The organism is Chitinophaga agri (assembly GCF_010093065.1).
GTDB lineage: Bacteria > Bacteroidota > Bacteroidia > Chitinophagales > Chitinophagaceae > Chitinophaga > Chitinophaga agri.
The window spans coordinates 227642-246008 of the sequence record NZ_CP048113.1 but is presented as its reverse complement, the minus strand read 5'-3'; the positions used below and the strand labels follow the sequence as shown (position 1 = coordinate 246008).

15 protein-coding genes are annotated in these 18367 nt (G+C 44.3%); 3 read left to right on the top strand and 12 right to left on the bottom strand.

The window, feature by feature from the left end; all coding sequences use genetic code 11:
• Window positions 1-153: 153 nt before the first annotated feature.
• The 3 genes from GWR21_RS00940 to GWR21_RS00930 all read right to left on the bottom strand — a co-directional run bounded on the left by GWR21_RS00940 (window position 154) and on the right by GWR21_RS00930 (window position 2952).
• Window positions 154-1815, bottom strand: coding sequence for an RICIN domain-containing protein (locus tag GWR21_RS00940; protein ID WP_162329913.1), 1662 nt, complete (start codon window positions 1813-1815; stop codon window positions 154-156).
• 165 nt (window positions 1816-1980) lie between these two features.
• Window positions 1981-2310: a DMT family transporter gene (locus tag GWR21_RS00935; protein ID WP_162329912.1), complete on the bottom strand. Its 330-nt coding sequence runs from the start codon at window positions 2308-2310 to the stop codon at window positions 1981-1983.
• Window positions 2311-2388: 78 nt separating this feature from the next.
• The gene (locus tag GWR21_RS00930; protein WP_162329911.1) at window positions 2389-2952 is read right to left on the bottom strand and encodes a Crp/Fnr family transcriptional regulator; all 564 of its coding nucleotides are present in this window, start codon (window positions 2950-2952) and stop codon (window positions 2389-2391) included.
• Between the two features lie 137 nt (window positions 2953-3089).
• Here GWR21_RS00930 and GWR21_RS00925 point away from each other — a divergent pair, with 137 nt between their 5' ends.
• Both GWR21_RS00925 and GWR21_RS00920 read left to right on the top strand, forming a co-directional pair.
• Window positions 3090-4061, top strand: a complete 972-nt coding sequence (locus tag GWR21_RS00925) for a GntR family transcriptional regulator (protein ID WP_238430114.1) — start codon at window positions 3090-3092, stop codon at window positions 4059-4061.
• A 10-nt stretch (window positions 4062-4071) separates the two neighbouring features.
• Complete coding sequence (locus GWR21_RS00920) at window positions 4072-4461, top strand: energy transducer TonB (protein ID WP_162329909.1); 390 nt, start codon at window positions 4072-4074, stop codon at window positions 4459-4461.
• A gap of 506 nt (window positions 4462-4967) precedes the next feature.
• Here GWR21_RS00920 and GWR21_RS00915 read toward each other — a convergent pair.
• The 3 genes from GWR21_RS00915 to GWR21_RS00905 all read right to left on the bottom strand — a co-directional run bounded on the left by GWR21_RS00915 (window position 4968) and on the right by GWR21_RS00905 (window position 6767).
• Window positions 4968-5285 carry a hypothetical protein gene (locus GWR21_RS00915; RefSeq protein ID WP_162329908.1) on the bottom strand — a complete coding sequence of 106 codons (318 nt, stop codon included), beginning with the start codon at window positions 5283-5285 and terminating at the stop codon, window positions 4968-4970.
• Window positions 5286-5304: 19 nt separating this feature from the next.
• Window positions 5305-5967, bottom strand: coding sequence for a hypothetical protein (locus GWR21_RS00910; RefSeq protein WP_162329907.1), 663 nt, complete (start codon window positions 5965-5967; stop codon window positions 5305-5307).
• 266 nt (window positions 5968-6233) lie between these two features.
• Window positions 6234-6767, bottom strand: a complete 534-nt coding sequence (locus tag GWR21_RS00905; RefSeq protein ID WP_162329906.1) for a toprim domain-containing protein — start codon at window positions 6765-6767, stop codon at window positions 6234-6236.
• 119 nt (window positions 6768-6886) lie between these two features.
• On the opposite strand from GWR21_RS00905, the gene GWR21_RS00900 reads away from it, so the two are divergent.
• Window positions 6887-7234 (top strand): helix-turn-helix domain-containing protein, encoded by a 348-nt coding sequence (locus GWR21_RS00900; RefSeq protein WP_162329905.1) that lies wholly within the window; start codon window positions 6887-6889, stop codon window positions 7232-7234.
• A 125-nt stretch (window positions 7235-7359) separates the two neighbouring features.
• On the opposite strand, the gene GWR21_RS00895 is transcribed toward GWR21_RS00900, so the two are convergent.
• The 6 genes from GWR21_RS00895 to GWR21_RS00870 all read right to left on the bottom strand — a co-directional run bounded on the left by GWR21_RS00895 (window position 7360) and on the right by GWR21_RS00870 (window position 18340).
• Window positions 7360-7980 (bottom strand): hypothetical protein, encoded by a 621-nt coding sequence (locus GWR21_RS00895; RefSeq protein WP_162329904.1) that lies wholly within the window; start codon window positions 7978-7980, stop codon window positions 7360-7362.
• Between the two features lie 4 nt (window positions 7981-7984).
• A complete protein-coding gene (locus GWR21_RS00890; RefSeq protein ID WP_162329903.1) occupies window positions 7985-8257 on the bottom strand; it encodes a hypothetical protein in 273 nt (90 codons plus the stop codon).
• Window positions 8258-8341: 84 nt separating this feature from the next.
• Window positions 8342-8545 (bottom strand): hypothetical protein, encoded by a 204-nt coding sequence (locus tag GWR21_RS00885; RefSeq protein WP_162329734.1) that lies wholly within the window; start codon window positions 8543-8545, stop codon window positions 8342-8344.
• The gene (locus GWR21_RS31805) at window positions 8491-9087 is read right to left on the bottom strand and encodes an RHS repeat domain-containing protein (protein ID WP_394367283.1); all 597 of its coding nucleotides are present in this window, start codon (window positions 9085-9087) and stop codon (window positions 8491-8493) included. The genes GWR21_RS00885 and GWR21_RS31805 overlap by 55 nt, the downstream gene beginning before the upstream one ends.
• 190 nt (window positions 9088-9277) lie before the next feature.
• Window positions 9278-9736, bottom strand: coding sequence for a hypothetical protein (locus GWR21_RS00875; RefSeq protein ID WP_162329901.1), 459 nt, complete (start codon window positions 9734-9736; stop codon window positions 9278-9280).
• 12 nt (window positions 9737-9748) lie between these two features.
• A complete protein-coding gene (locus GWR21_RS00870; protein WP_162329900.1) occupies window positions 9749-18340 on the bottom strand; it encodes an RHS repeat-associated core domain-containing protein in 8592 nt (2863 codons plus the stop codon).
• Window positions 18341-18367: the final 27 nt, after the last annotated feature.

The window sequence follows — 18367 nt, the reverse complement described above, 5'->3', positions numbered from 1 at the left end:
ATTACGAATTGAAATGCTGCGAATGATTACATTATGGGGAACAGGAGCTGAACATTATCAGATAAGAAACTGAACGATGAGAGGCATAAACAGCTGGCAGTGTGATCACCGCCAGCTGCGACGGACCGGGTCTGTCTGATAAACACCGGATACTTACAATCCGATCTTGGAATAGGGAACTCTGATTCCTTTCAGGCGGTAATAGTAAGGATCAAGATAAGAACCCTCACATCCGTCCAGGCCACAGGCCGAGAAGTTTACGCTGTAGGTGAGCAGCAATTCATTCCGGCCGTTGACAAACTCAGGATGAATAACAGGCGTATAGTAGCGGGTGTATTGTTCTTTGAAATATTCTTTGATCGTGTACACCAGTACCTGAGGCGTGAACGGTCCGGTGGGGGAAGTGGCCGTTGCGATGTAGATGTTTCTGTCAGGGTCACAGTTAAAGCCCTGGTCCATCGTCATCAGAATATATTTGCCATTCAGGTAAGCCACACTATTGCTTCCTCTTGCGTCTGCGAGCTTGGAGCTCTCACCGGGAGTGGGTGTTGATGTCCAGGTACTGCCATTATAATATTCCCATTGCATAGGGTTGGATTCAGGGAATCTGGCCACGTGTATGTAACTGCCATAGCCGAAGAAAACGGCTTCACTACCATAGGCGTATACGTATCCGTCGCCTGGTTTCACCATACCAGTAGAATAGTTGATGGTCGTCTGGCTATTCAGTGCATTGGGCAGGGTACGCTCTGCGGTCCACTGGGTGCCTGTGCTTTGGGTGAGCCTGTAAAGCGACTGGCCGGTGGCATTCAGTCCATTTCCCTCTCCGCACTGTACATATACCTTATCTCCTATTTCAATGCCCGGGCCTGACCATGTCCAGGTAGTGCCTGGTTGTATGTTGAATATCTGTTTAGGCTTACCGGAGGTACTGGTATTGATGGTCATATTGGGTGCGCTGTTAGGATTCCAGTTGGTTTTAGCCGGCTGGATAAAGACGGAGTTACTATAGCTGTGAAAAGCGCCACAGTTGAATAATCCGTTAGACTGTACCTGAGACCCATCCCAGGCGTCCTGGGTCACCCAGAGTACCTTCCCGTTGTTACTGCTCCAGGTCAGCGGGATCGTGTTTCCCTGGTCAAATGCAGCAGATCCCAGGCTGGCGCTGTTCCTGTTAAAGAAACGTACGACTTCATCATCACGGTAGGTGTCTGGTGTAATTTCAGTGATTGTCCAGTATTGCCGGCTATTACTGGCAGTGGTTTCCTGGATGACCTGGGCGCCGTTGCCGGTAGCACCACCAGCGACAGACAAAGACAGACCATTACCTTTATTGACGATCCTGAATTGGCCGTTCCCGAGATCAGTAAGCCGCCATAGTTGCTGGTCGGCCAGTAAAGGAAACGCCGCATATTGTTGTAGTACAGCGCCGGAAGTGCCGGTACCGGCGGGTACATCCATCAGTTTACCACTATGGAGATTACGGATGTGGTAATACTTCGTACCGTTGACGGTCGTCTGATAGATCAGGTGCCATTTCTGCCATCTGTCAATGTCCGATCCGGAGATGGAAGTCTGCCATTGTTGTAGTAGCGCATTGTCTTTGAATTTGGCATTTTGTACAGGATTGCCTGCTACCTCGAGGAACTTGTCACTCTTTACGTTTTTGATGGTAACAGTCATGTAATTGGTAAGGGCGGCCGAGGAAACTGTGCCAATCTCCCCTTTGGGCTGTTCCAATGGAGTCAGCGGGCTTTTGTTGCAGGCCGCTGATGTAAGCAGGCACAAGCCAGCCATTAATAGACTTTTCTTCATAATGTGGATTTTAAGTGGTCAATATGAGATGCTCGTAAATGCACACGTGGATATGCACGATAGTAAGACACCTGTGAGGAAGCATACCGCCATTGGGGTTAAAAAAAAGAAGTCGCAGCCTGGTAATGCTGCGACTTCTTTCTAGCTGTTCTGTAAACTTTCAGATCAATGTGATGAAACGGCTTTCAGTCCGATAATAGAACCAATTAACGTAGTGATAAACAGTATCCTTAGAAACGTAGCCGGCTCTTTAAATACCAATATGCCTACAAGTACAGTACCTACGGCACCAATACCTGTCCAGACCGCATAAGCGGTTCCTAATGGCAGGGTTTGCGTTGCTTTGAGCAACAGATACATACTCCCAAAGAGGCTCACCACAAATCCCGCGTACCACCAGTATGACGCATCTCCGGTGGCGTCTTTCGCCTTGCCGAGACAAAATGTAAAACCAACTTCAAATAATCCGCCAATGATCAATAATATCCAGTTCATATACTGCTGTTTATAAAACGCAGGGCAAAGTTAGTCACTGATCGGGCACCTGTATTTTACAAATGATAAAAAATTGGATCATTTCACCTCTGCGCGAATACGGCTGAGGCTCACCTGTGTGATACCCAGGTAAGAGGCAATATGCCCTAACTGAACACGCTGAATGAGATTGGGATTCTCTCTGAGCAACTCTTCATAACGCTGCGTAGCGGTGTTGAACTGAAGGGAGATGAGTCTCTTTTCCGCCTTCATTAATTCGAACTCAGCGAATTTCCTTCCCCAGTTGGCGATGTGAATGTCTGTGTCAAAGAGACGTTTCAGATCGGCTGACTTAAGTTCATACAACTGGGCGTTTTCCAGTAGCTCGATATCTTCATAACCGGGGAGATCCTCTACATAGCTGCGCATGGAAAGCAGGGTATCCCCTTCCTTTCCGAACCAGAAAGTGACTTCCTGGTCACCTTTTCTGGCGAAGGCTCTGGCGATACCTGTTTTAATGAAAAACAGGCTTTCTTCAACCTTATTAGCCCTTACGAGGATCTTGCCTTTGGCATATTCCACCTCGGTGATATGTTCCTTGAATGCAGTCAGAGACCCAACGGGAAGCCGGTATATGTTGTATATGATCTGTTCTATGTCCATTGCTGATCAGCAGCCTTTATCAGGAAAATACTATTTCCTGATAAAAGTACTATCCGCTTTCCCATTTCCCAATTCTTTCCTATTTTCCCGTCATGAAAGGCTTGCAGATTGACACCAACAGCAAAATTCCCGTTTACATGCAGATTGCGGATTCCATTATGGCAGCCGTCCGCGATGGCATATTAACCCGAGACCAGCAAATTCCCTCCATCAACGAACTGAGTGAAGAATATCTCCTGTCAAGAGGCACGGTAGAGAAGGCATACAAAGAATTACGGGATAAGAAAGTGATCATTTCCGTAAAGGGGAAAGGCTACTTCATCAACCGTACTGATGTGGTCATTCCGCTCCGCATATTGCTTATTTTCAACAAGATAAGCAATTACAAAAAACAGGTATACAACAGTTTTGTGAAAGCTTTAGGAGAGAATGTGTTCGTAGATCTGCATATCCACCACCATAGCGTACCACTGTTTGAGAACCTGATCAGCAATCATTTAAGCGACTATGATTACTATGTGATCATGCCACATTTCTATGAGCAGCCGGAAAAAGTCCTTGAGATCCTGAAAAAGATCCCGCCAGAACAGCTGATCCTACTTGACAGGGATGTACAGGAGTTAACCGGCGACTATGGCACCGTGTACCAGAATTTCGAAAAGGATATATACGAGGCATTGCACGAGGCGCTACCGGCTCTGAAGAAGTATAGCAGCCTGGTGTTCGTAAATCCCGGCCTTACCCCTTATCCGAAAGAAATAGAGAAAGGTTTCCGATATTTCTGCCGGATGCAGGATTTTAACTTTTCTGTTATTGAGGGCATTGAGATGCATACACCTGTAACTAAAGGGCAGGCTTATATTATCATCGAAGAAACGGACCTGGTGAACCTGGTGAAGATATGCCGGAATAATCAGCTGACGATTGGGAAGGACGTCGGGATCGTGTCTTATAATGAGACCCTGCTCAAGGAGATATTATTGGATGGGATCACCGTAATATCGACGGATCATGAGCAGATGGGAGCGAGTGCCGCAAAGATGGTGCTGGAGAAGAAAAGAGACAGGGTAAAGAATCCGTTCAGGTTGATATTAAGGAATTCGCTTTAGACATAGCTTTATGCTTTTAACAACTTTATGCCTGCAATTCACCATGTGTTTACATACAGGCGTCCATAGCGACACTGCCGCTCCAGTGTTATATACACAGGTAGATCAACCGCCGATATTCCCTGGTGGAAAACAGGCGATGCAATCATTTATCGACAAAAACAAACGCTGGCCGGCGAACACGGATATCTGTTTCGAAGGAAGAATATTGATCTCTTTTGTCATAGAAGAGAATGGACGTCCAAGCAATATCAAAACAGCTACAAAAGACGCGAATTTCTTTGACCAGGTGAACACAAAACTGGTTAACAGTATGCCCACCTGGCAACCAGGAAGCGTGAATGGTAAGCCCGTGCGTACGCTGATGTATATACCTGTTACCTATAGACTTACTGAATAGGTTGTATCTCTCTGTTTTATATAAGCTCCTTATGAGCTAGGTAAGATATAGGGGCAATGATATCCTGAATGAAAAGATACAGGCGGCTGTAAGTCCTGGCTACAATAAATGGATATGTCGTCTTTTATCCTCGTGGGAGAACACGTTCGTCCGTAATACTATCTTTTGTAACAATATCCGCATGCCTTTGTATGGCCGGATGCGACCGCATCTTTCACCGTAACAGTATCTATCCGGTGAGTACAGTTACGTAATCCCTGACACAATTTACGGTGGTAGGCATAGCTGGTGCCCGACCGGCAGATGTAGACTTCCTGGGATTGGAATGGGGAGAGCCCTGACAATAGTAAGAGTATAAGGAGATGTTTCATAGTCCTATAAATATAATGGAACAGGAGTTACCAATCCATGAAATGAGATAAGATTTAACAGGCTAAACAGCTGATAAACAATATAAAAAGAGAAATGTCTATTTGATAATCTCTGGTGTAAAATACGGCAAATTTTCAGGCGTCATCTCTGACATACGATAATAATCTCTCAGCCAGTTCACCATCTGTTATTGTCATATTCTTCGACTCATCAACCACATCAAGGAAATAGTAAAAATCAAACAGGTTCGAATATTTTTTATTGTTAGCGGTGTATTCAGCCAGTCCTTCGGTTTTTTCTATTTCGAACAAGGCGATATCATTGTTTATCTCCCAAGGTTGTTCCATATAGATCTCAATCACTTCGGATCGTGCATCCAGCTCACAGGAAAGGCAAAATTCTTCATAGGAACCGCCTTTCCTGAAATAACTGATCAATGCTGTCAGCGTCATAGTGTAATACGTTTCTATCCTAGCTTTTCGGCTTGTCTGCGGCTTTGCTGGCGGCTGCGGAGGCTTGCGGCGTGAGATCTATATTGATCTCTATTTCATTTGCAGTACCACCGACCGACCTTGGTCTTGCAACTGAAACACTACAAATGCCACAGTCAGACGATATACGTTTACGCTCACCAATTACTAAAGATGTATTTTTCAGAAAGGGCAATTGAGCATCTATCTTTTTAAATACCTCCGTTATAATTTTTGGTGCGTCTTTCATATCTTTCCTGGCTATCTCCACCACATAATTAAAAGAATACTTAGTTATCTTCTGGACATCCTTCTTACTACCTTCAAAGTCAACTTCAGGCGTTATAGTGTATTGTGGTGCCTCAATGATATTAGCGCTATAAAAGTATCTCCATTGGTTAGGATCAACTATCTCCACATCTTCTTCCAACGGGATTTTAGGTTTTATGCCAGTGAAGTCCCACAGTAATGGAATGATATACTCGTCTATCTGAACCTGACAGGTGGATTGCGCTGGTTGTTGCCCCCACGCATATAGAGAGCACATTATTAGGAGTATCAACACGCCTGAATTACGAAAAGCGGATCTGGTGAACATCTGTATAGGGAATAATTTTAACACCGCAGCTTGTGCGGATGGCGCAAAATTATTACATTTTTTCATTGTATGATTCTGTTTACAGGTATCCCGGGTATTTAATTGTCCCTGAGCGTCGGTATATTGGTGCGCCATAGTATGCTACACCACCCTTTTATTCGGGCACCCGATGGAATAAAAATAGATCCTAAGATTGTATTAAATAAGGCCTTTTAGACATACCCTTTATAAGTTTTCATCTATCCAATAGCGCTTTACTCATCTGTCAACTAGCTACCTATCAAATAATAACTATCAACTTCTCCTATAAAAATTTATAGAAAGATTTTAATCTACTGAAGTCTAGGGTTCTTTTTTTTCAGATGAACCCTCAGTTGAAAAAATAAGGCAGTCCTACCTTGTAATAGCTCCCTAAACACGCCCGGCGTATGACTAACGCCCATACTATTAATACCTTCTCCCACTGGCAACACGATGTTACTCAGCTGCACATTAGGCAACCGCTGTTTTAACAAAGTGCTGTATTTCTCTACCGCCTTACGCACTGCATTATCACCGTCAAAAGCAAAAATGATCCCCTGCAACTGGCTCAGGCCCACAATCGCCGCTTCATGCTCTGCGGTCAGACCATTAGTGCCATAACAAGCCAGGATACCATAAGACTCACTTATTTTACTATGCTGTAATAAAGTCGCTGCATCTATCACTGATTCTGTCAGGATCAGCTTTGTAATATCTGAGTTCGGGTAACCTAGATATAATCCCCGCCTGTCTTTTAGATAATAATGACGCTGCGTATCATCATTGATTGTACTACGGAAGTACATACCACTGATAGCACCGCCACTATTCCGTAATGCGAACACAATACAATACTTCCCAAAAGGCCGATAAGCCTGCCCGCCATCACGAGCCGTACCCCACGGTGATAATTTGCTTATTCTCCGTACTATAGGGCTTTTTAGTACCTAATACGATTTAAACAATGGCTACTTTTGGTAAAAGAGTGAGAGAGTGTAGAGACGCCAAAAGTCTCTCCCAGCAGGAACTGGCTAAAATGATGTCGACTTCTTATACTGTCATTGGTAAGTACGAACGTGATGAGATGATGCCGTCCATCGAAGTCGCTAAAAAACTAGCTAAACTCATGGATACTACTGTGGGATATTTATTGGGGAAAGCTACCGACAGCAACGTCTTAAAAGACCCTATTATGTTGCAGCGACTTAATGAGATTAACGGACTGCCAGATGAAGATAAACACTGTATCCTCTATACCATTGATGGGTTGCTTCAAAACGCCAGAACTAAAAAAGCTTTTTCTAATAAATAAAAAATCCCCGGTCAAATTGACCGGGGATTTTTTATTTATTAGAAGCATTAATACTATTATCTGTTCAACTATTTCCTTCTACAATCATATACTCCGTTAGTAACTTTTCACAAAAAAGTATCGCTTTAATAAAAAAACCGTAAATACTTCCCTTCTAAAAGCCTACCACCGTAATTATTCACTATTGGAAGGTCGTTCAAACTAGTAATTACACTATTAATAAACCCTACAGAAACATTCCCCAAAAATTCATTTAATAAACTTTTCTCAATATCAGTTCGTTTTTCAACTCCTTTCCCTATTAAATATTTAATACGGTAAATTATAGACAAATGATATTCATTTAAAAAACTATTTCGGGGAATTATATAAGATTCTTTCAGTTTAACTAAAGATTCCTTCAAGCTACCATATATATCGTTTAACATGTGAATTTTAAAATGCTCCGACACAGATAAGTCTATCATTAATTTTGTTCCGTCTGTATCAAGAGTAATATTCTTCACGTATCCAAACCTTGAATTATTTGAAGGCAAAGGTGCTTCATAATTCTTTAAATAAAGGTCAAGTTGTTGATATGCACAATCTGCTAACTGTTCAGACATTTTCATATCTAAAATGTGAAAAATGTTACCAAAAAAATGTTGATTATACCAATTTTCATACAGAATTGGATACTCTTTAAAGCTAAATTCAACATGCCTTTCATCATAAAATGACAAGCAACAAGTATTATCCATTTTCATATTATCATTTACTACTAAAAACAGCGTGAACATCTCCATTCTTCAATTCCTGAACATTAACATGGTTATAGCCCGCTTTAAGGGCCTGTCTGCCTGTCCAGGTTTTCCATGCGGCTTCTGTACTTGTTAGACCTGATGCTTTTGCGGCACGGTATTGTATCAAATTATCTGAAAGCCCTTTTTGGTACAGGTCTTTGCTTTCTACCAACATCGCATGAAAGTTAGAAAGTGCCCACTCTGAAGCTTCTCGTTGAAAAATTTCACTACCTATTCCCAACTTTTGATATTTATCCGGTATGTTAAGCTCTATTTTCCATCCACCGTTATGCCCCTCAGAGAATCCAACGGCTTCCTTGTTATATTAATACCATTGTGTTTGTGCTGGTTCTGCCGCTTGTAGTAATGTTGGATCAAACTTTTGCCTCATTTGAGCAGCACCTTCACTAGCAGCAGCCGTAAGCTCCGCTTTCGCAAGCATTCCTGCCCCAACTAAGTTCGCACTTGCAGCAGCTACGTTATGTATTTTCGCCGCGGTTTTATCCTCCAATGCATAATAATCATACATGAAAGCAATATTCGCAGCATTGAAATATCTAGTATATTGCTTCCCACCATCACCAGTATATTAATATCTTGCATAATTCTCTTTCCCATACCGGGAGCAAACTCAAAAAAAGATAATGTTCCATTCTGGGGCAAGTGATATGAGGCTACTAAACCTCTAGCTATTCTTTCCTTTGTTGTCTCTGGTTTTGCATTTGTTAATCCTAACCGTCTAGCCAAGGTAAGAGTATTAAAAGTACCTTCAGCTTGTACATAATTATCAGACGTAACTTTTACGCTAGGTTTATTGTCTGACAAATAATAAGAAAACGTTTTAACATCCTTTTCAGCTCCGTCAAGATCTATACTCCTAATAACATCGTTTTCCGCAAAAGCATAAGTACTATTCCATGGATACTCTTTTGTCAGCGGATCCACACTCAAGAACTTCCCAATCCTCGGATCATAAATCCTAAATCCATAATCCTGCTGATTCCCCTCCCCCTTCACCTCATTATCGTTCTCCTTCCCATTAAACCCATAGCGATAACCGCCCGGCGCAATCTTAGCATTATAGGCCAGTAGCGCTGCATATCATTTACTCAAAACTTCTTATCCAATATTCAATACTTACCTTGATTAAAAGAAAAACAGCTGGACGTCAACATCCAGCTGTTTTAAAAAAGTAACTCGATTACTATGGCACTGAACCGTATCTATTGCGATCACAACTATGTTCATAAAGGTTCAACTTCTATTCCGTATCTCTAAAAGTACAGCCGGTAAGCAAAGAATCAAGCACATCTTTCTGATACTTCAAAATAACCGGCGCATCGGGATCGTTTGTGATATCCGCCATTTCCTTCTTCCTTAAATCTAAATTTATCCAACCTGTTGTGAGACTATTATTCTCCTTATTCGACACCTGTATTGAAACAATACTGTCTTTAACACCATCAACGGATACAATAAGTTCATTTTTAGGAAATGCAGATTTGAAAGAACTACCCTGAAAAAGACGATTAAGCAACTGATTACAATCATCTGTTGTAAACTGAGTTAATTCATGAGGCGTTCCTGTTTTTTCTACAGTGTCTTTCTTAATGTCCACTACAGAATGACTCGAGTCTGAACTAGTCTTAGTAACGTTTCCTTCACTACAAGAAAATAGCCCTATAGACAAGCTACAAGAGATTAAAAACCATTTTTTCATAATTCGATACATTTAATCCTTTTTAATTGTTACCGTTGATTGCTGTTGTTGTTGTTGTTGTTGTTTATTGTATTCAATTGCCAATTGTCTAACAATTTTAGGTTGAATTCCGGCCAACGCTGTCTTATAGTTATCTTGTACAGATTGTGTAAGCCCAGCCCATCTCTCATAATGCCCATTGTAACGTTCTATATAGTCTGCCTTCAACATCATTCCCGCTGTTACAGAAGGTAGCACAACAAATGATTTAGGATGATCCGTTACTTGGGCATTTCCTCCTTTCCCACTCATTCCAGGCCCTTCAAAAGCCAGCCAGATACCCGTAGGGGTAAATTCAGGATGACTTTGAAAAATCGACTTATCCCAACCATAATAAGGTGCGTCATTTTCATGCCCGGCCTTTGCTTCCATTCCCCCCGTCCCCGTATTCTTATATCCTCCAGACTTAAAATGACTTGTCTCTAATCTGTACATTTTCTCGACAATTGTGGCTCTTTCTTCCCCATACTGATCAAATACGGCTTTTAAACCTGTTTTCGCATCTTCGGCAGTAAACTTCCCAGGTTGACCAGCCTTATAACTTACGGGATCCGAAGTCTTTGCATCTCCCCTGTTCTTATCTTCCTTGTCATAGGCGAATGGCGTTATATGGCTATAGTCAAAGTTGTTTTTGCTATCTACAATCGGATATTTGTGAACTACAATTGTTTGCTTAGGCAGTATACCTTTGACACCATATTCGTTTTGTACTTCATACAATATATTGCCCTTTTGCCCATGAACCACAGTAACAATTTTTATTTCCTCTCCATCACGGTCAATTCCGGCAATTGGACTATTGCTTGCAAACTGATATGGTGTTAACTCTGGATATTCAGGTGTTAACGGGTCTACTGATAAGAACTTCGCGATTCGTGGATCATACACCCTCATCCCATAATCCTGCTGATTCCCCTCCCCCTTCACCTCATTATCGTTCTCCTTCCCATTAAACCCATAGCGATACCCCCTACTACTCACCCCTCTCCCCGGCATCTGCATACCAAACGGATAATACTCCTGCGCACTCACCACATCCGCTACAAACTTCCCATCCTTCAACCATCTTTTATCCCCTACTGTGGCCAGCACATTTCCCAGATGATTCGTCAGCTCAAACACCTTCTCTCCTCTCGTGAAATTACTATAAAATCCAGAACCCAACCCTACAATCACATCCGTATTCACCACCGCACTATCCTCAACATTGATTTTCAGCAAATTAATCCCTAACCTGCTCGAACCATACAAATGAGACTCCGTCTTACTCAGTTTACCGCCATTTACATTACCATCTCCCTGCGTATAAACAGCCATTACATTACCGGTAGCATCCCGCACATACCACGTATACACATCCCCCACCTGCTTACTGATCCTGTTCCCACTGGCGTCATACGTATACCTGATCACCGTACCATCATCCTTTGTAATACTACTGATCTTACCATAAATAGTCCATTGAATATCAGCGATCTTCGCCGCGCTGTCCCTGATAAGATTGCCTATATTATCATATCGGTAGTTCTTCAGAGACTGATCATCAATATCCACATCATAATTCGCCGAATCTACACTATCATGAATGTATTCCAATCTGTTCGTACCCGCATAATAATGATAAGCCAGATCATCCATCTCAAGACGCTTCTTCGCAAATGTACTATCCCCCTTTCGGTTGTACGTCAGGATATTCCCGTTCGCATCATACGTCACGCTCTCTTTAAAATCAGGCAACGCTACCGCATTCCATTTATTCGTAAGCGAATCCAGCCCTTTGTATGCCACCATACCTTTTAAGCGGTTCAATACATCATAACTGTATCTGTACTGCAAAGGCGTTCCGAGCGAAGATATCGACTGACTGATCGCCGCAATATTACCATTGTACAGCGGATTAAATCCACTACCCAACGCCGACGCAAACGGACGTCGGGCGCTGATAGGTTTATAATCCCTGTCACCATAATAATGCAAAGCAAAACCATACACATCTGTAGCGGCGGAGTTGCCATCACCGCCCATGTCGAATTTACCACCTATAGCCGTACTATTCACTCCCTTTAACCAACCCTGCAATGTGTATGCGTAATCAATTCCCTGTACGGACTGCTGCCCCAACACTGTTCTTGCCAGCGGACCATGCTTATAGTACTGATAAAATGCATCGTTCTCCCAGTAAATACTATCCGTGCTCGTTTCCACGCCGGTCAGCCTGTTCTCCGCATCATAACTATACCGGTGATAGACCGCATCCGTGCTGCCCGGCTGATAAGCCACATGGTTCACCTTACCGCTGATAAGATCATACCTGTAAACAATCTTCTTCCAACGATGCTGTAGGTCACGCATAATACTCTTCTTATAATCCTGTACCAGCGTATCTACATTCCCATGAATATCATAACTGTAAAAAGTAGCCGTTGCATAATTACCCGTCTGCTGCTCGGGCGATGTATCATATAACGCCGTCCAGGACACACGGTTCCTCAGGTTCTTCGCAGAAACTACCTCGGTAGGGAAGATATTACGTACATCATAAGAAGTACGTGTGATTTGTTTACGACTATCATAGCTATTGGCAAACCACGCCTGTAAACTATCCGCACTACGACTCAGGCTATTTCTCATAGCTCCGCTACTACTGATCTCTCCCACTTCCACCGTCCTGCCCAATGCGTCATACTGCGTATAGCTGTAATACCCTAAGGGCTGCTGCTTCGAGTTTTGGGATAATACCAGCCTACCAAGCCTGTCATACCAGAACTTACTGTTACCTGCGTCGGGTGTCAACTGTGCAACCACATCACCCAGTGTATTATAATGATATCTGGTAGCCATTGAATGCCTGAAAGGCAATGACTTGTTAGCGGCTCTCGCCTTTCTCACCTGGTAAAGCCACGATGGAGAACGGTCTACGACTACACCTGCCGGTGGTACTGTCATTAGCAGATTTCCCGCCTGATCATAATAATACAGCGTGTAGTGATATTCGCTGATATCATAACTAAGCGTATAGATCTCGCGTTCACCCGCCTGCAAACAACTATCCGCATATGCGTTCCCAAAACTGTTACGGACAGAATCCCTGTAAGCATTATACAGATCGGTGCCTTTGCTGACAGCAAAATATTCATTATCAGAGCAGTTGCTACTACTATCTATCGCCTGCCCGTATATCGGATGCACATTACCACATAAAAGCGGCCCTCGACGGATCTTATAACAGCTATCAGCAACCATGCAGCCAATAGGATAATAGTTTATCCCCGCACTTCCCGGTGTAATGGTTACAGGAATAACAGCCGTATCCGCACCACGCACGATGTTGATTGGTAACGGACTATTCCTGTTCGGATTCACCCGCATCGTGATAAAACTATTCATCCAGGAAGCGCTACGGCACTTTATCCTGCCTGACGGAGGCGTCATTAATAACAGCCCTCTGTTTCCATAAGTACCTGCTGCCACCATTCCTCCATTCGTATTCTCAACGATGCTGTTCAGGAAAGAAGTGCTATCCAGTCTGATCATATCCGACCAGGCCAGCGTTGTATCCGTATTGATCTTATTGAGCACCAGTAATGGGATACTGTCCCGTACCAATACATTCTGAGCCAGCACCGCTCCCTGATCTGCGGTGAACGCCATCGGCACTTTTTCTGCCACAATGGTGTCCTTCTTCACCGCCAGTTGACGGGAAGTTAAAACCGTACCACTATTGTCAATATAGGCGATAGAGTTAACCGCCGTCTTACCAAATCCATTCGTAGCACTGAACACATAGCCGTTCGATGTCTTCTGGATAATACCCGGATAAGCATTGTGTGTGATCGGCGCACTTCCAAAATCATATCTGAACACTCTGTATGTCGACCCGTTATACTTGTTCATCTTGGCAATGATCAGGTCAAAGTCGTGGTACACACCGGTATGCTCCATCAGCAGGTTACCCATCACCACCAGCGTATCATGGTCCTCAAGCATAGAATAGGTACCGTCTATACTCGAACTACCCATTTGCCTGATCCAACGGCCCATACCTGCGGCATCCAGCGTACCAACAATCCAATCGCCAGTGCTATCGACATGGTTAATATTGGACCTACCAGCAAAAGCATAGTTACCATCACTCAGCTCCATAATATCCACGCCTGTTTCCCCATTCCGGGTATCAAACCCGATCTTCCGGCTCCATTCCACCACTCCGGTAGCCCCCGTCTTCGTAATCAGGATTTCGGCACTGTCATGACTGATACCCCATACAGAACCAATGGCGATGATACCGCCATCCCGGGTGTTCCTTATCCTGGAGAATGCACTTCTGATACCCACGGGATAATCTTTCGACCATTCTACATCGCCCAGGCGGTTCACCTTCATGATAAAAGCGGTCGAATCCAGTCTTCCGGTTGCAGGACTTACTGATGCTCTTTCAGCATCTCCTGCTGCGAAGGTGGGAATCCCTCCTGTATACCCCCGGCCTTTTAACAACCCTCCTACGAGGAAGCCGTTATCCGGCGTACGCACCAGGTCTGAAATGATCACACTTCTGCCCGCAGGATCAGTATATGAATAATAGGTCGGATTGTTATTAGCACAATGGTTCTCGTCCGGTAAATAATTTTGTCCACAGCTGTCCAGGAAAGTAAGATACTCCCAGGCCTGTTTCGCCAGCCCCAGTTTATTATTCATATAAGCTGCAAATAACTGGTTCTTCGACTGCTGCGCAGAAGAATCCTCAGTTATAGCTGGTACTACTCCCGGGAATTGCCCTTTAAAGGCAGTGTAGGCTGCATTCACCTCCGTACAGGATACACAGGGCGGCGCGACATTACACTGTATAAGCACCGGTATATTCACCGGCTTGGACAGATAAGTGCAGGAACCCTTTGTGCCACATGCATCCAGCAATACCTGTAATTCTTCCTGACGAAGAGAAGTCCCCCTTGTCCTGTTCAGATAAACAGCAAGGCTACTATCACCTGTCTGCCTATTACTATCAAACTCCTGCTTTAACGTACGCAGTTGATTACACTCACAGTCATCAGGCCCGGTGTAGGAAGGTCGGTCACTATAGGCTGGCTGTTTGTCATATGGCGCTGGTGCAGTGATCAGGTAGGCATTACATACCCACGGACTGTCAATATTATGCGCGCGGTTATACTCATCCAGTACCTCCTGGAAGCTCCTATACCTGTAGCTGCTGGCAGGTCTGACTGAACTTGCACCTAAGGGATGCTCAGTATCCGCTCCTTCTTTACACACCTGTACCAGTTTCTCACTCAGGTCCTTTAATACTGCAGTATCATATTTACATGGCGCCAGCTGTTGCATCCACGCTTTCACATAGGACCGACAGTTATCTTCATAGCTTTTTGCCAACGCCTGGTTAACAATATCCGTTAATTCCTTCTGTGTATTATTCGTGTTGAGATAGCCCAGTCCATTCTGGGATAATGCAGCTCCCGCTGTATTGAAACGCGGGTTCTTACCATTCTTCACCAGTTGCTCACTGGTAACAGCTATTACGCCTGCAGGAGCGCCAATATTAGCCACCTCCGCATCAAGTATATTTTTCCTTGTTGTCAGATAAAGCTGTCTGAATGTCCGCCATGCCATATCCAGATCTCCCGGACACATCGTCGCTTCATTAAATGCAGCGGCATAGGTACGATAGTTATCAGCACAACCAGACAACACCTCTCCACATTTAACAGAGATCGTCGCTACACTCCACATTGAGAGCCGCTTCGCGGGATCACCTTCTTTATTATAGGCGTATAAGGCCTCGTAAAGCGATCTGGCGATCTGTACATCCCTGCCCACTAATGGGTCCCTGTTCGCGCTAACCCTGGTGAAAGGGAATGCGGCATCATCTGTTGGATTCAGGTAACCACCGTCTCTGGCGGTAATATAATCATCTATCGCTTCCACCTTCCTGTCCCAGTCATAGGCCGGTTTACGTTCCAGATACGCCTGGTATTTATAGTACTCAGGATGATAAGGCAGTAACGCCGCTGCCCAGGAAGTTTTAAACCTGGCCGCAAACATTTCCGGCGATAATTGCTGCGGAAGGACATACGTCTGTGTCGCATCATTATACACTACATCCGGTAAACCCGTTTCGTCCAGATAATGAATATCCGTCCGCTGATATACAGGTAGCATTGTATTATCTTTCCGATAGAATATCGAATAGATACTGGAAGAATCACTCAGCGTTGCGTATTGTCCTGACGGTGCAGATACATCTGCCAGCATGCCATCCCGGATATTCATAGCATCAGTAGTATCCCTGCAAAGCGAACTACATGCCTCTATCGCCAGATTGTAATCGGCAAGTGCCTGTGATTTGTATGCAAGGGAATCTGCTACCGGCTGTCCGATACGGTCCGGATATTTCGCCCAGAAAGAAGACCAGCTACCAATACTATCCATACAGGACTTGCAATCAGGTACACACTGCTCCTGCGCCAGTAAATTTCGCTGCTCCTGAATAAACTGTTCCACTGTTACACAGGTATCCTGTTTCATGAAAATACTATCCCGGTACAACTCCAGCGCCCGACGGTTCACCGTCAGTCGTTTTGTGATCTCATAATTCCCTTTCGGCAACCATACCCGGAATGTAGTATCAAAGTCACGGGGAGCGATGTTACAGTTTGCCCTGATATTATTCAGATCATAATTACGCAGCACGAACCGCAATGGAGCACCTCCTATACGCTGGTTATAGGCATCATCTGTAATAGTGATTTCCAGATCGTATACGCCGTTAAAACATAGCGGACCACTACATCCGTTAAACCGGATAACCGGCGCCTTCAGTTTATACCTGAAATCATGATAACCATCCAGTGTCACCAGCTGACTTTGTGCATGTTCCAGAGAAAGCTCTTTAACTATATTACGGCCGGGTCCTGATAACGTATCTGTTACGCGCTCCTCTTTATAGGTAGACAGATCCGACAATGATACACTGCTATCCGGACGACCTGCCAGTGCCGTGGCAATCGTACGACCATGCATGTCCACATAGCTCACGCTGTACTGACCGTTCGCATCGCGTACCATGTTTTTAAAATAATGACTCTTATCTCCTACATCTGTACCGAACAATGCATCCAGGTCATTCTCACCCGGAGAACCATAATAATACTCCGATTCATGATGACTGCCTAACCTGAAAACAGGTCCTACGCCACTCTGCCGGCTGATCCTGCCGGTATTATCCTGTGTATAGGATGTCTCCGTAAAAGCATATCCTTCTGCATCCGGAATAAACCTGTTAAAACCGGAAGTGTCGGGGTTAGCAGGCGAATAATACCGATTGGCACCACTTACTGCAGACATCGGATTAGCGCTTGCCGTCAGAAAACCGGCAGGCGTAGGCAACGTGTCATATTCTCCCTTATTATATTCCGGACTATTAATCCCCCTATTGAATCCCGGTGTATATTTAATGATCGAATTTAATGTAGGTGCTGGCATTACCTGAATCACTGGACGTCCCTGGTAGTCGTAAAGTGTTTCGCCAACGATGGTCGTATTCGTACTGTTATCCTTGGTCACCGTTTGCCGCCCACGCAGACTTCCATCATAGTACTGCACAACAGACTTACGCTTCCCGTCTTCCGCAAATGTCGTAGTTGCCTGCCAGTTTAGCGAGTCCTGATGTCCGTTATACGCATAGCTGCCCAATCCGCCGAACGCAGTACTCCATTCCGTTTCTTTACGTACATTGTTGGCCCGCTCCTGTACACCTCTTACCCGGAAATACAATACCCCGTCATCGTCATACAGCAAAGGAATATCGTACCAGTTCGTGTTAATGGTAACACGGGAGGCATTGTTGCGAAATAGCAAAGTAGTATTCAGCGGCGTGCCATACCTGTTTGCTTTCAAGGCCGCCGAATCAATATATGTCCACTCCAGGTCATAGACATCTGCGCCTGTCAGCTGGTCCCAGACAACATGCAGTTCCCCGGATGTATTCAGCCCTGCAGTTTTAAATCCACGCACGACATCCTCCATACAGGACAACTTATACACAGGAGACACCTGCATTTCGTTGTCCAGTAAGAGAACAGAGGAAATATCATTACCACCCGTCGTCGTCAGGCTCACCACTTTAACTGTTACAAAATGCGCGTTGTTAAATACATAGGTACTTCTGCTGGTGTACCTGCTGGAATCAGCATAGTTGATAGCTAACGTTCGCTCAATAGAATCCTGCTGGTCATCCGGACGCGTATAAATAATCCTGACTACAGCGGTAGCACTAAAGGCAGGTGGCAGAGATACAGCGGCGTATTCATTAATTTTTAGTGTAACAATATTCCTGACATGGTAGGGTTTATCTAATACAGCAATCTTCCCTGCATCAAAATACACACTATCTACCACGGTGATGGAAGAGTCTTTGGCGATCTGCCCCTTTGCGCCATCCAGTGCTCCGTGCAGCATAATCACAGACTGTGCACGCCCGGCCACCGCCATCACGAGCAACAGACACATTAGCACGACAACCCTGTAACTGCCGGACTTTCTAACTACTGACATGATCAAAGTATATAGGGATAATAAAAA

Excerpts from the sequence above, each read along its gene's own strand:
- GWR21_RS00910 (WP_162329907.1), bottom strand. The coding sequence starts at position 5,967 with ATGAAAAAATGTAATAATTTTGCGCCATCCGCACAAGCTGCGGTGTTA.
- GWR21_RS00925 (WP_238430114.1), top strand. The coding sequence starts at position 3,090 with ATGCAGATTGCGGATTCCATTATGGCAGCCGTCCGCGATGGCATATTA.
- GWR21_RS00915 (WP_162329908.1), bottom strand. The coding sequence starts at position 5,285 with ATGACGCTGACAGCATTGATCAGTTATTTCAGGAAAGGCGGTTCCTAT.
- GWR21_RS00870 (WP_162329900.1), bottom strand. The coding sequence starts at position 18,340 with ATGTCAGTAGTTAGAAAGTCCGGCAGTTACAGGGTTGTCGTGCTAATG.
- GWR21_RS00935 (WP_162329912.1), bottom strand. The coding sequence starts at position 2,310 with ATGAACTGGATATTATTGATCATTGGCGGATTATTTGAAGTTGGTTTT.
- GWR21_RS00920 (WP_162329909.1), top strand. The coding sequence starts at position 4,072 with ATGCTTTTAACAACTTTATGCCTGCAATTCACCATGTGTTTACATACA.
- GWR21_RS00940 (WP_162329913.1), bottom strand. The coding sequence starts at position 1,815 with ATGAAGAAAAGTCTATTAATGGCTGGCTTGTGCCTGCTTACATCAGCG.
- GWR21_RS00900 (WP_162329905.1), top strand. The coding sequence starts at position 6,887 with ATGGCTACTTTTGGTAAAAGAGTGAGAGAGTGTAGAGACGCCAAAAGT.
- GWR21_RS00875 (WP_162329901.1), bottom strand. The coding sequence starts at position 9,736 with ATGAAAAAATGGTTTTTAATCTCTTGTAGCTTGTCTATAGGGCTATTT.
- GWR21_RS00930 (WP_162329911.1), bottom strand. The coding sequence starts at position 2,952 with ATGGACATAGAACAGATCATATACAACATATACCGGCTTCCCGTTGGG.
- GWR21_RS00885 (WP_162329734.1), bottom strand. The coding sequence starts at position 8,545 with ATGTATGATTATTATGCATTGGAGGATAAAACCGCGGCGAAAATACAT.
- GWR21_RS00895 (WP_162329904.1), bottom strand. The coding sequence starts at position 7,980 with ATGAAAATGGATAATACTTGTTGCTTGTCATTTTATGATGAAAGGCAT.